This is a genomic window from Amycolatopsis methanolica 239, from assembly GCF_000739085.1.
GTDB lineage: Bacteria > Actinomycetota > Actinomycetes > Mycobacteriales > Pseudonocardiaceae > Amycolatopsis_E > Amycolatopsis_E methanolica.
Genome location: NZ_CP009110.1, coordinates 5,163,748 through 5,176,066, shown reverse-complemented (window position 1 = coordinate 5,176,066; position 12,319 = coordinate 5,163,748). Strand labels below are relative to the sequence as shown.

Annotated in this window: 11 protein-coding genes; 9 read left to right on the top strand and 2 right to left on the bottom strand. The window is 70.5% G+C overall.

Translation table 11 applies throughout. The features are described 5' to 3' along the window. The first annotated feature begins 10 nt into the window (after positions 1 to 10). From AMETH_RS25155 to AMETH_RS25140, 4 genes are read left to right on the top strand one after another with little or no spacing between them, the layout of a single operon-like run. The gene (locus AMETH_RS25155) at positions 11 to 301 is read left to right on the top strand and encodes a hypothetical protein (RefSeq protein WP_017983947.1); all 291 of its coding nucleotides are present in this window, start codon (positions 11 to 13) and stop codon (positions 299 to 301) included. Continuing rightward, positions 298 to 1,104 carry a hypothetical protein gene (locus tag AMETH_RS25150; protein WP_017983946.1) on the top strand — a complete coding sequence of 269 codons (807 nt, stop codon included), beginning with the start codon at positions 298 to 300 and terminating at the stop codon, positions 1,102 to 1,104. The genes AMETH_RS25155 and AMETH_RS25150 overlap by 4 nt, the downstream gene beginning before the upstream one ends. Positions 1,105 to 1,133: 29 nt before the next feature. Then, a complete protein-coding gene (locus AMETH_RS25145; RefSeq protein WP_017983945.1) occupies positions 1,134 to 3,047 on the top strand; it encodes a fumarate reductase/succinate dehydrogenase flavoprotein subunit in 1,914 nt (637 codons plus the stop codon). Next, positions 3,044 to 3,799, top strand: coding sequence for a succinate dehydrogenase/fumarate reductase iron-sulfur subunit (locus tag AMETH_RS25140; RefSeq protein WP_017983944.1), 756 nt, complete (start codon positions 3,044 to 3,046; stop codon positions 3,797 to 3,799). Before AMETH_RS25145 ends, AMETH_RS25140 begins: the two co-directional genes overlap by 4 nt. On the opposite strand, the gene AMETH_RS25135 is transcribed toward AMETH_RS25140, so the two are convergent. Further along, complete coding sequence (locus AMETH_RS25135; RefSeq protein WP_017983943.1) at positions 3,800 to 5,512, bottom strand: P-loop NTPase fold protein; 1,713 nt, start codon at positions 5,510 to 5,512, stop codon at positions 3,800 to 3,802. Positions 5,513 to 5,528: 16 nt separating this feature from the next. Then, complete coding sequence (locus AMETH_RS25130) at positions 5,529 to 6,692, bottom strand: ROK family transcriptional regulator (protein WP_017983942.1); 1,164 nt, start codon at positions 6,690 to 6,692, stop codon at positions 5,529 to 5,531. A gap of 78 nt (positions 6,693 to 6,770) precedes the next feature. Here AMETH_RS25130 and AMETH_RS25125 point away from each other — a divergent pair, with 78 nt between their 5' ends. From AMETH_RS25125 to ggh, 5 genes are read left to right on the top strand one after another with little or no spacing between them, the layout of a single operon-like run. Next, entirely contained in the window at positions 6,771 to 8,090 is a 1,320-nt protein-coding gene (locus tag AMETH_RS25125) for an ABC transporter substrate-binding protein (RefSeq protein ID WP_017983941.1), read from the top strand. Position 8,091: 1 nt separating this feature from the next. Continuing rightward, on the top strand, positions 8,092 to 8,985 hold the full coding sequence (locus AMETH_RS25120) for a carbohydrate ABC transporter permease (protein WP_017983940.1): 894 nt from the start codon (positions 8,092 to 8,094) through the stop codon (positions 8,983 to 8,985). After that, a complete protein-coding gene (locus tag AMETH_RS25115) occupies positions 8,982 to 9,830 on the top strand; it encodes a carbohydrate ABC transporter permease (RefSeq protein ID WP_017983939.1) in 849 nt (282 codons plus the stop codon). Before AMETH_RS25120 ends, AMETH_RS25115 begins: the two co-directional genes overlap by 4 nt. Positions 9,831 to 9,839: 9 nt before the next feature. Continuing rightward, the gene (locus AMETH_RS25110; RefSeq protein WP_017983938.1) at positions 9,840 to 10,916 is read left to right on the top strand and encodes an ABC transporter ATP-binding protein; all 1,077 of its coding nucleotides are present in this window, start codon (positions 9,840 to 9,842) and stop codon (positions 10,914 to 10,916) included. Then, positions 10,917 to 12,308, top strand: a complete 1,392-nt coding sequence (gene ggh / locus AMETH_RS25105; RefSeq protein ID WP_017983937.1) for a glucosylglycerate hydrolase — start codon at positions 10,917 to 10,919, stop codon at positions 12,306 to 12,308. It begins immediately after the preceding gene. Positions 12,309 to 12,319 lie beyond the last annotated feature (11 nt).

The following is a 12,319-nucleotide window of genomic DNA, read 5'->3' as shown; positions in this document are numbered from 1 at the left end:
GGAGGTAGTCATGACCACCACCGAACTCGCCGAACTCCGCCGCACGATCGGGCAGCTCAAGCAGTGCGTCGGCGCCCTGCGATCACGCTACGGTGACGCCTCCGCGGTCCGCCGCCTCGCCAACGACGTCGACCGCCTGGACATCGACGCGAGCGACCTGGAGCAGCCCAGCGTCCCGGTCCAGCCCAAGCCGCTGGACCCCTCGGCCGTCGTGAAGATCCCCGACGGCCCGTACGACCCGGCCCTGTGGCAGGGGGCCGACGACGAAGGGGTCGGCGGATACCACCGTGACCAGCGGTGAGCGCGCCCGCTACCAACGCCGCTAGCGGGCGCGCCCGGATCACCGCACGGACCCTGCGCACCGACCGGTGGTGGGTCCCGCCGCTGTTCACCACGCTCGGCCTGGCCACGTTCGTCATCTACGCGGGCATCCGCTCGTTCGTCCGCACCGCCTACTACGTGCCGGAGTACCACTACCTGACGCCGTTCTACTCGCCGTGCCTGAGCGACTCGTGCGTGCCCGGGTCGGCCCACTTCGGCACGCCGTTCGGGGAGCTGCCGGGCTGGATCCCGCTGGCGTTCCTGTCGCTGCCGTTCCTGCTCGGCTTCCGGCTGACCTGTTACTACTACCGCAAGGCCTACTACCGGTCGGTGTGGTTCTCGCCGCCGGCGTGCGCGGTCGCCGAACCGCACGGCAAGTACACGGGGGAGACCCGGCTGCCGCTGATCCTGCAGAACGCCCACCGCTACTTCTTCTACGTGGCGGTGCTGATCTCGGTGATCAACACCTACGACGCGATCGTCGCGTTCCACGGAAAGACCGGCGGGTTCGGCTTCGGGCTGGGCAACCTGGTGCTGCTCGGCAACGTGGTCATGCTCTGGGCCTACACCCTGTCCTGCCACTCGTGCCGTCACGTGATCGGCGGGCGGCTGAAACACTTCTCGCGCCACCCGGTGCGGTATCGGCTCTGGACCCAGGTCACCAAGCTCAACAACCGGCACATGCTGCTGGCCTGGATCACCCTGGGGACGCTCGTCGTCACGGACCTCTACGTGATGCTCGTGGCGAGCGGCGCCATCCCCGATCTGCGTTTCGTGGACTGACAAAGACCTCAAGGACTAGGTGGCAGGCAATGGCGGAAGTCGAGCGGCACAGCTATGACGTGGTGGTGATCGGCGCGGGCGGCGCCGGTCTGCGAGCGGTGATCGAGGCGCGGCAGCGCGGGCTGTCGGTGGCGGTGGTGTGCAAGTCGCTGTTCGGCAAGGCGCACACGGTCATGGCCGAGGGCGGGTGCGCCGCCGCGATGGGCAACGCGAACGAGCGGGACAGCTGGCAGGTGCACTTCCGGGACACCATGCGCGGCGGCAAGTTCCTGAACAACTGGCGCATGGCGGAGCTGCACGCGAAAGAGGCGCCGGACCGGGTCTGGGAGCTGGAGACCTACGGCGCGTTGTTCGACCGCACCGCGGACGGTCGGATCAGCCAGCGCAACTTCGGCGGGCACACCTACCCGCGGCTGGCGCACGTCGGCGACCGCACCGGGCTGGAACTGATCCGCACCATGCAGCAGAAGATCGTCTCGCTGCAGCAGGAGGACCTGCGTGAGTTCGGCGACTACGAGGCGAAGCTGAAGGTCTTCGCCGAGTGCACGATCACCGAGCTGCTCAAGGACGGCGACCGGATCGCGGGCGCGTTCGGGTACTGGCGCGAGAGCGGCCGGTTCATCCTGTTCGAGACGCCGGCCGTGGTGCTCGCGACCGGCGGCATCGGGAAGTCGTTCAAGGTCACCTCGAACTCGTGGGAGTACACCGGCGACGGGCACGCGCTCGCGCTGCGCGCCGGGGCCGACCTGATCAACATGGAGTTCGTCCAGTTCCACCCGACGGGCATGGTGTGGCCGCCGAGCGTGAAGGGCATCCTGGTCACCGAGGGCGTGCGCGGTGACGGCGGCGTGCTGAAGAACTCCGAGGGCAAGCGGTTCATGTTCGAGTACGTGCCGGACGTGTTCAAGGGCCAGTACGCCGACTCCGAGGAGGAGGCCGACCGCTGGTACACCGACCAGGAGAACAACCGCCGCACGCCGGACCTGCTGCCGCGCGACGAGGTTGCGCGGGCGATCAACTCGGAGGTCAAGGCGGGCCGCGGATCGCCGCACGGCGGGGTGTTCCTGGACATCGCCAGCCGCCTGACGCCGGAGGAGATCCGCAGGCGCCTGCCGTCGATGTACCACCAGTTCAAGGAACTGGCCGATGTGGACATCACGGCCGAGCCGATGGAGGTCGGCCCGACCTGCCACTACGTGATGGGCGGCATCGAGGTCGACCCGGACACCGCGGCGTCGAGCGTGCGCGGTCTGTTCGCCGCCGGCGAGTGTTCCGGCGGGATGCACGGGTCGAACCGCCTTGGCGGCAACTCGCTGTCGGACCTGCTGGTGTTCGGCCGCCGGGCCGGGCTGGGCGCGGCGTCCTATGTGGAGTCGCTGGAGACCCGTCCCGCCGTCGCGCAGTCCGATGTCGACAAGGCGGCCCGGACCGCGCTGGTGCCGTTCGACCCGCCGGCCGAGGGGGTGGAAGAGAACCCGTACACGCTGCACAACGAGCTGCAGCAGTCGATGAACGACCTGGTCGGGATCATCCGCAAGGCCGAGGAGATCGAGCAGGCGCTGGCCAAGCTCGACGAGATCAAGAAGCGGATCCGCAACGTCACCGTCGAGGGGCACCGGCAGTTCAACCCGGGCTGGCACCTGGCCGTCGACCTGCGCAACATGCTGCTGGTCAGCGAGTGCGTCGCGCGGGCCGCGCTGATGCGCACCGAAAGCCGCGGCGGCCACACGCGCGACGACTACCCGCGGATGGATTCCCACTGGCGCAACAAGCTTCTGGTGTGCAGCGCGTCCGGGGACGATCCGCTGGCGCTGGAGGTCACGGTGACGCCGAAGGACCAGGAACCGATGCGGCCCGAGCTGCTGGAGCTGTTCGAGCTCAGCGAGCTGGAGAAGTACTACACCGACGAAGAACTGGCCGGTCATCCCGGGAGGCAGTCGTGAGCTACAAGGCTTCGTTCCGGGTCTGGCGCGGCGACGCGGACGGCGGCGGGCTGCAGGACTTCACCGTCGAGGTCAACGAGGGTGAGGTCGTGCTCGACATCATCCACCGGCTGCAGGCCACGCAGTGCTCGGACCTCGCGGTGCGGTGGAACTGCAAGGCGGGCAAGTGCGGCTCGTGCTCAGCGGAGATCAACGGCCGCCCGCGGCTGCTGTGCATGACGCGGATGTCGGTGTTCGCCGAGGACGAGGTCGTCACCGTGACCCCGATGCGGACGTTCCCGGTGATCCGCGACCTCGTCACCGACGTGTCGTACAACTACACGAAGGCGCGCGAGATCCCCGCGTTCACCCCGCCGGTCGGCCTGAAACCGGGCGACTACCGGATGAAGCAGGTCGATGTGGAGCGCTCGCAGGAGTTCCGCAAGTGCATCGAGTGCTTCCTGTGCCAGAACACCTGCCACGTCATCCGCGACCACGAGGAGAACAAGGAGAACTTCGCCGGGCCGCGGTTCCTGATGCGGATCGCCGAGCTGGAGATGCACCCGCTTGACGTGGCCGACCGCCGGCACGCGGCGCAGGACGAGCACGGGCTCGGGTACTGCAACATCACGAAGTGCTGCACGGAGGTCTGCCCGGAGAACATCCACATCACCGACAACGCGCTGATCCCGATGAAGGAGCGCGTGGTGGACCGCCGCTACGACCCGGTGGTCTGGCTGGGCAGCAAGATCTTCCGGCGGAAGGCGGACTGATCACCCCTCGTCCGCGAGCGCGGACAGCCAGGCGGCCAGCTCGCGTGGCGAGGTGGTGACCCCGCCCGCGCCCACCTCCCTGGCCTTCTCCAGGCGGGACGGCGTCACCTGGCCGCAGTAGAAGAACGCCGGCCCGGCGTAGTTCCCGTGCTCACGCAGGTGGCGCAGGTCGGTGAACCCGGCCTGCGGATCGCCGTCCCGGCTGACGTCGGAGATGATCACCGTCGGGTTCAGCCGGGTCAGTGTCGTCATGGCTTCGTCCCGGTTGGTGGCGGTCTCGACGCGGGCGCCTGCCGCGCGGAACAGGTCCGGGAGCGATCCGGTGTCCGCCGGGTTGTCGTCGATCCACAGCACCCGCATGCCGAGCAGCGACCCCGCCGGGGGTGCGCCGTAGGCTCGCGCGCCGGTGTGCAGGGGACGGCGCAGCCACCGGCCGTCCCGCGGCAGGCTGCGCACCAGTTCGACGAACTCCTTGTCCTTGGCCAGTTCCGGGAAGCCGACGGGTAGTTCCTGGGTCACGCTGTCCAGGTCGGCGGCGGTGCCCGCCGGCGTGACGCCGGTGGCCGCGAACAGCCGGTCGCGGGCGGCCGGGTCCAGCTCCGCGCCGCGCCGGACGTGTTCGCGGAAGTCGTGGTAGTCCAGGAAGCGGGTGATCAGCGCGGGGCCTTCGAGCGCGACCATGGTGTGGAACTCGGGGTAGAAGTGCCGGAGCAGGACGACCTTGACCAGCGTCGCCGCGTCCAGGTCGTCGCTGCCGCGGCCGAGGTGGTGCTCCAGCACGAAGCTGTTGATCAGCCGTTTGATGCGCCGCGGGTTGCGGCCGGTGCGCTCGATCAGGAGCCTCTTCATGGCATCGTCGAAGAGGTGCGCCGTGCCGGAACGGCTGACGTAACCGTCCACCAGCTTCCGCGCCAGCGCGTCGCTCGGCGGCGGCACGGGGTAGCTGACCTGAATGATCTTCTCCAGGTACCGCACGCCGGCCCCGGGGTCGTCGTGGCCGACGGCGCGCCAGAGCACGGCCTGATCGCAGGCCAGCACGAACACGATCCCCGGCGAGTCCAGGTAGAGCTTGATCGCCTCGCAGACTTCGAAGATCCGCTCGTCCGAGCAGCGGTCGAGGTCGTCGACGAAGACCACGAGCAGGCGCTGCCCCGCGCCGCCGCCCCGCGCCAGCCAGTCGGCCGCCATCTCCCGGACGACCGTGTTGATCTCGTTGCGCGCCTTGGCATCCACGCTGAGCGCGCGCCACACCGCGTCCACCACCTGGCCGAGCCCGAAGACGCTGGACACGACGAGCGAGGCGGCGCGCAGCCCGCCGACGACGTGCGTGCGCCGCAACGCGCCGCGGATGACGCGCCGCACCACGTTGCGGTCGAAGCTCAGCAGCACGGACTTGATCAGGCCCTCGACGGCGCCCGCGCGCTCGGCCGTCCAGGCGTTGAACCACACCGTGCTGACCGCCGGGTCCGCGCTCAGCGCGGTGTCGAGGCCCCGCAGCAGGCTGCTCTTGCCCATACCCCACCCGGCGTCGACGGCGACGGTGAACGGCGCCGCGTCCCGGGAGGCGAGGATCAGCTCCGCGAGGTTGCCCGCGATGACCGTCGACTCCAAGAGGTCGGTGTTGCCACCCTCGCCGACGGGGGAGTCGTTGAGGACCGAGTAGCCCCCGGGCAGCTCGGTGACGGTGAACCCGTCGTCGTCGAAAGCGGTCACCCCTGGTTTATACCGGTCAGCGCAACGTCATCGCGTCGACCGCGGCCGGGTCCAGCACCTCGTCCGCGACGAGCCCGGCCACGCCGGTCAGCGTGGTGTTGACCCCGATCGTGCAGGGCCCGATGTCGAGGCTGTCCAGCGAGCTCGTGTGCGCGTTGGACAGCACCACCTCGCTCAGGCCCTCCAGGAACGGCGGCAGCACCCCGACCGCCCCGCCCACCCGCAGGTAGCGCGGGTTCACGATGGTCACCACGGTCGCCAGCACCGTGCCCACCAGGCGGCCGGCCTCGCGCGTCACCCGGACCGCCTCGGGGTGGCCGGCGCGCACCCGCCGCAGCACGTCCTCCGCGCTGCGCACGCCCGTCGGCCGCAGCGTCCGGATCACCGCCTGCCCGCTCGCGATAGCCGAAACACAGCCCCGCCGCCCGCAGTCGCAGCGCAGGTCGGAACCCTCGATGCGGATGTGGCCCACCTCCCCGGCGCACCCGGTCTCGCCGCGGTGCACCCGCCCGGAGATCACCATGCCCGCGCCGATCCCGGTGCCGACCTTCACCCCGACCAGCGCCGCTCGCGGCCGGTCCATGTCGCAGTACGCGCCGAACGCCAGCGCGTTCGCGTCGTTCTCGAGGAACACCGGCACCGACAGCGCGTCGGCGAAGGTGTCGCGCAACCGCACCCCGAGCCACTCCGACATCGACGGCGGCGCGATCGTCGTGCCGGTGTCGTGGTCGATCTGCCCCGGCACGCTCAGCCCGAACGCGCACAGGCTGTCCGCGCGCCCGGTCTCGGCCAGCAGCTTGCGCCCCGTCGCCAGCAGGAAGGACAGCGTTTCGGCGGGCCGGTGGCCTGCCGGCAACAGGCGGTGGACCTGACCGAACACGGTCCCGCGGAGGTCGACCACGGCGATCGTGGCGTGCCGCTGGCCGATGTCGCCCACGAGCGCGGTGCGGCCGACGTCGTCGGCGGTGAGCATCTCGGCGGGCCGTCCGCCGCTGGAGGCCCGGTGCCCGACCTGGCGCAGCAGCTTCAACCGCTGCAGCACGTCGAGCCGTTCGACCAGCGTCGGGCGGGACAGACCGGTCCGATCCTGCAGTTGCTGCCGCGTCAGCGGCCCCTCGCTGCGCAGGATCGCGAGGATGTGGCCCGGCGAGGTGGGCGAGCCGGTGCGTGCCGGGGGCATGTTGACAGGGTCTCCCTCGAGGACTTATGTTCAATAACCTGACAGAAGTGTAGGCGGCGAAATCTGGGGTGGAACTGAATGCGCGCGGCCCGCATTACCGGCAGCGGCCCCACCCGTCGTACCGTCCTCCGGGGCCTGTTCCTGGCCGGCGCCGCGTCCATGGCAGCCGGGTGCGTCGGTTTCGCGACCACGGGCGGCGACGGCATGGTCTTCCTGTCCACGCAGTTCCGGCCGGTCGCCGAGGCCGAGCGCTTCCGCTCGTTCCTGGCCGGCGCGGTCCCGGGCTCGGTGAGTTACGTCACGATCGAAGAAGGCCCGTTCGCCAGCCAGGTGCAGAGCCAGGTCGGCGCCGGGCGCACCCAGGTCGGCCTGCTCGGCGGCTCGCACAGCGACCTCGCGCCGCTCGCGGGGGAGTACCTCGAAGACGTCTCCGGGGTGCAGGCAGGCCAGGGGATCCCCGAGGAGTTCCGGGCACTGGCCAGGGCGGGCACCCAGCAGAGCTGGTACGTCCCGTGGGCGCAGGCCAGCTTCGTGCTCGCCGCGCACGAGGACGCGCTGGCCCACCTGCCGCCGGGCGCCGACCCGGAGACGCTGACCTACGACCAGCTTCTGGACTGGGCCATCGCCGCCCGCCGCGCCAACGGCAACCAGCCGGTGCTCGGCCTGCCGTGCGGGCCGAAGGGCTTGATCCACCGGTTCCTGCAGGGCTACCTGCTGCCCTCGTTCACCGGCGGGCAGATCACCACGTTCCGCTCGCCGGAGGCCGTCAGCGCGTGGCAGTACTTCAAGGAGCTGTGGGCCAACACCAGCCCGTCCAGCACCACCTACGACTTCATGCAGGAGCCGCTGCAGGCCGGTGCGGTGAAATTCGGCTGGGACCACGTCGCGCGCCTGGTCTCGGCGCCCGGCGACGAGCCGCGGCGGTGGCGCATGCTGCCCGCGCCGCGCGGCCCCCGCGGCCTCGGCTACATGGCCGTGGTGCTCGGCCTCGCGATCCCCAAGGGCAGCACCGACCGCCGCCAGGCCGAGCAGGTGATCCAGGCCCTGTCGACCCCGCAGGCGCAGGTCGGTCTGCTGCGGTCGAACGGGTTCTTCCCGGTCGTCGACGCGCAGATCCCCGCGGACCTGCCGCCCGCGCTGCAGATGGAGGCAGGCGCGGTGCAGCGCCAGCGGGACGCGCCGGGCTCCGTCCTGTCCCTGCTGCCGGTCGGCCTCGGCACCCGTGAGGGCGAGGTCACCAAGGCGTTCAAGGACTCGTTCCAGGCGATCGTCCTCGACGGCGCCGACATCCAGTCGACTTTGGACAGTCAGGCGCGGGTGCTGCAGAAGGTGTTCGACGACCTGAAGGTGCCGTGCTGGGCGCCCGACCCGCCGTCCGAGCGTTGCGAGGTGGGCTGACATGACCGTGACCACCGCACCCGCCCCGGTCGAGATCCCGGTGGCGAAGCGCCGCCGCCTGTCCGGCTCGCCGTGGCTGCTGCTCGCGCCGTCGATCGTCTTCATGCTGGCCCTGTTCGGCTGGCCGGTGATCCAGGCGCTGATCTCCGCGTTCACCGACGACTCCGGCTTCACGCTCGCCGCGTGGGAGCGGCTCTTCGGCGACCCGTACTTCCTGCGGGCGCTGCGCAACACCGTGCTGCTGATCGTCATTGTGGTGCCGGTCCAGCTCGTGCTGGCCGTCGCGATGGCGCTGCTCGTGCAGGCCCGGCCGAAGTTCCTGTCCGGCCATTTCTACCTGTGGACCATCCCGCTCGCGGTGTCCGAGCTGGCGGCCGGCCTGGTGTGGCTGTCGGTGTTCGACAGCCGCGGCTACCTGAACTCGCTGCTGGTGTCGTGGGGCATCTCGGACACCGGCGTGCAGTGGCTGAACTACACCAACACCGGCACGATGCTGCTGGCCGTGGTGATCGCCGAAATCTGGCGCGCCACCTCCCTGGTGTTCGTCATCGTCGTGGCCGGGATCCAGATGGTGCCCAAGGACTTCGACGAGGCCGCGCAGCTGTTCGGCGCGAGCGCCTGGCAGCGGCTGTGGCACGTCACGCTGCCGCAGCTCAAGCCGAGCCTGCAGGTCGCGCTGATCCTGCGCACGATCCTGGCGCTGCAGGCGTTCGCGGTCGCGCAGGCCCTCACCGGCCGGGACTTCCCGCTGCTGGTCGGGGAGACCTACCAGTGGTACGTGAACCTGCAGAACCCGGCGGTCGCCAGCGCCGCGGCGCTCGTCGTGCTGGCGCTGTCCCTGGCGACGGCGTTGTTCTACCTGCGCACCATGCGGCAGCAGGAGGCGGCCAAGTGAGCACGACCCTGCCCCCGATCGACCGGGCGCCACTGCGGCGCCGCCGTCGCCGCGCCGCCGCCGTCCAGGTCGCGTGCATCCTGATCAGCCTGTTCATGCTCGTGCCGATGGTCCTGATCGGCCTGGCCGCGGTGTCCTCGCCGCAGGCGCTGCTGGAGTTCCCGAAACCGCTGATCCCGAGCGGGTTCTCCGGGGACACGCTGCTGGCGTTCATCCAGGCCACGGGCACGATCCCGGCGCTGGGCAACTCGCTGCTCGTCGGCGTCTACACGGTCGTGCTGTCGCTGCTGGTCGGCGCGCCCGCCGGGTACGCGCTGGCGCGGCAGGTGTTCCGCGGCAAGGACGCCTACCAGGTGTTCATGCTGCTGGCCCGTGCGCTGCCGATCGTCGTGCTGTCCGTGCCGCTGGCGACGATGTTCCTGAACACCGGCGTCTACGACACGGTGTTCTCGGTGACGCTGCTGCACACCACGCTCGCGATGCCGACGACCGTGCTGATCAGCGCGAGCATCTTCGTCTCGGTGCCCACTGACGTGGAGGAAGCGGCGCAGGTGTTCGGCTGCAGCCGGTTCGAGGCGGCGCGCCGGGTCGTGTTCCCGATGGCGCTGCCGGGCCTGGCGGCGTCCTCGATCTTCACGTTCGTGTTGTCCTGGAACGAGATCCTCGGCGCCGCCGTGATCACGCTCGGGCACCGGACACTGCCCGCCCAGGTGCTGGCCTCGCTCGGGGAGGCGCCGCAGGCCTACCGGTTCGCCGGCGGCTTCGCGCTCATCCTTCCCGCGCTGGTGTTCATCTTCGTGATGCGCCGGTACCTGGTGAACATGTGGGGGACCACGCTGCGATGAGGGAGCGCAATGGCTGAGGTCGTCTTGCACGAGCTCGTGAAGACCTACCCGGGCGGCAGCGCCCGCGCCACCGACGAGGTGTCGCTGGAGGTGGCCGACGGCGAGTTCATGGTCCTGCTCGGCCCGTCCGGCTGTGGCAAGACCACGCTGCTGCGGATGGTCGCCGGCCTGGAGACTCCGGACGCCGGGCAGATCGTCATCGGCGGCCGCGACGTCACGTACCTGGAACCGCGGCGGCGCAACCTGTCCATGGTGTTCCAGTCCTACGCGGTGTTCCCCAACAAGAAGGTCGCCGACAACATCGGCTTCGGTCTGCGGGTGCACGGCGTGCCCGCGCACGAGGTGCGCAAGAAGGTCGAGTGGGCCGCGGAGCTGCTGCAGCTCACGCCCTACCTGGACCGGTACCCGGCGAAGCTGTCCGGCGGCCAGCGGCAGCGCGTCGCGGTGGCGCGGGCGATCGTGATGGACGCCGACGTGCTGCTCATGGACGAGCCGCTGTCCAACTTGGACGCCCTGCTGCGGCTGTCCTTCCGCGCGGAGCTGAAGAAGCTGGTCAACGAGATCGGCGTGACCACCCTGTACGTGACGCACGACCAGGTCGAGGCGCTGTCGCTGGGCGACCGGGTCGCCGTCATGCGCGACGGCCGCATCGCCCAGTGCGGCGACCCGGTCGCCGTCTACACCGAGCCCGCGGACGAGTTCGTCGGGGGCTTCCTCGGCAGCCCGCCGATGAACTTCCTCACCGGGACCGTCAGCGAGGACGGCACGCGAATCGACTTCGGCGGCCAGACGCTGCCGGTCCCGAGCGCCCTGAAGACGTTCCAGGGCAAGGAGTTGCGGCTCGGCATCCGGCCGGAGTCGATCACGGTGGCGCCCGGCGCGGACGGCCTGCGCTGCGAGGTGCAGGTGTACGAGCCACTGGGCTCCTCGACTCTGCTCACCACGGAGCTGTGCGGGCAGGTGCTGAAAGTGCAGGCCGCGGCGGGGTTCCGGGCCGACCCCGGCCAGACCCTGCGGCTCAGCCTGCCACCGGAGCAGTGCCGGTGGTACGACCCCGAAACCCAGCTCCTGTTGGAGGCGAAGTAGATGACCGTCGACGTCACGAGTCCCTGCGAAGGAGCCGCCGGCGGCAGAAGACCGGTCCGCTACGCCAGGCCGACCCTGGCCGCGCGGGCCGCCCGGGTGCTGCGGGACAACGACACCGGTGCCGTGATCACCGCGGCGCCGCGGCTCTACCCGCACATGTGGAGCTGGGACGCGGCGTTCATCTCGATCGGCCTGGCCCGGCTGGACCTGCCGCGCGCGGTCGCCGAGCTGGAGACCCTGTTCAAGGCGCAGTGGCGCAACGGGATGGTGCCGCACATCGTCTTCACCGACGACGACGCGTACTTTCCTGGCCCGGACCGCTGGGGCACCGACACGGCTGTCGACGGGCCGCGCAATGTGCGCACCTCGGGCATCTGCCAGCCGCCGGTGCACGCGATCGCCGTGCAGCGGATGGTGGAGATCGCCCGCACGTCCTCGCCGGAGGAGCGCGCCGACGCCGAGCGGTTCGCCCGCTCGATCTGGCCCGCGCTGTACTCCTGGCACCGCTGGCTCGTCGAGTACCGCACCCCGGGGTCGAGCGGGCTGATCGCGATCGTGCACGGCTGGGAGTCCGGAATGGACAACTCGCCGCGCTGGGACGTGCCCTACGCGGCGGTCAACCCGGGCGACGAGCTGCCGCCGTACGTGCGCAAGGACGTGCGCGTCATCGGTGACCCGAGCGAGCGGCCGACCGACAAGGAGTACGACCGCTACCTGTGGCTCATCGAGGAGATGCGCCGCGCGGGGTACGACCAGAAGGAGATCGTGCGCCGCTCCAGCTTCCTGGTCGGCGACGTGTTCATCACCGCGTTGTTCGCGGTGTCCTGCGACGTGCTGATCGAGCTGGGCACGGAGTTCGGCCAGGACGAGGACAAGCTCGCGGACCTGGCATTGTGGGCGTCGCGGGCGCGGGACGCGGTCGCGGCCAGCTGCCACTCGGTGTCCGGCATGGCTCGTGACCGGGACCTGCGCGCCAACCGGTGGCTCGACACGCAGACCATCGCCGGGTTCGCGCCGCTGCTGTGTGGCGGCGCGCCGGACGAGGTCCAGCTGCGCCTGCTGTCGCTGCTGGACAGCGATCGCTGGTGCGGCCACCCCGGCCTGCTGGCGCCGGTGCCGCCGTCGGTGTCGCCGATGCGCCCCGGCTTCAACCCGCGCCAGTACTGGCGCGGTCCACAGTGGCCGGTGGTGAACTGGCTGTTCGGGTGGGCCTTCGAGCGCCGCGGCTGGCACGAGCGGGCCCGCAAGCTGCGGGAGGCCGGACTGCGGCTGACCGACGACGGCGCGTTCGGCGAGTACTACGAGCCCTTCAGCGGCGAACCGCTGGGCAGCACCGACCAGAGCTGGACGGCGGCCGTGGTGCTGGACTGGCTCTGCGCCGACGCCGACTGACACCGAACGAA

What these genes read in the sequence shown, in the direction of transcription:
- ggh (WP_017983937.1), top strand. Translation starts at nt 10,917, where the DNA reads ATGACCGTCGACGTCACGAGTCCCTGCGAAGGAGCCGCCGGCGGCAGA.
- AMETH_RS25110 (WP_017983938.1), top strand. Translation starts at nt 9,840, where the DNA reads ATGGCTGAGGTCGTCTTGCACGAGCTCGTGAAGACCTACCCGGGCGGC.
- AMETH_RS25155 (WP_017983947.1), top strand. Translation starts at nt 11, where the DNA reads ATGACCACCACCGAACTCGCCGAACTCCGCCGCACGATCGGGCAGCTC.
- AMETH_RS25125 (WP_017983941.1), top strand. Translation starts at nt 6,771, where the DNA reads ATGCGCGCGGCCCGCATTACCGGCAGCGGCCCCACCCGTCGTACCGTC.
- AMETH_RS25120 (WP_017983940.1), top strand. Translation starts at nt 8,092, where the DNA reads ATGACCGTGACCACCGCACCCGCCCCGGTCGAGATCCCGGTGGCGAAG.
- AMETH_RS25145 (WP_017983945.1), top strand. Translation starts at nt 1,134, where the DNA reads ATGGCGGAAGTCGAGCGGCACAGCTATGACGTGGTGGTGATCGGCGCG.
- AMETH_RS25130 (WP_017983942.1), bottom strand. Translation starts at nt 6,692, where the DNA reads ATGCCCCCGGCACGCACCGGCTCGCCCACCTCGCCGGGCCACATCCTC.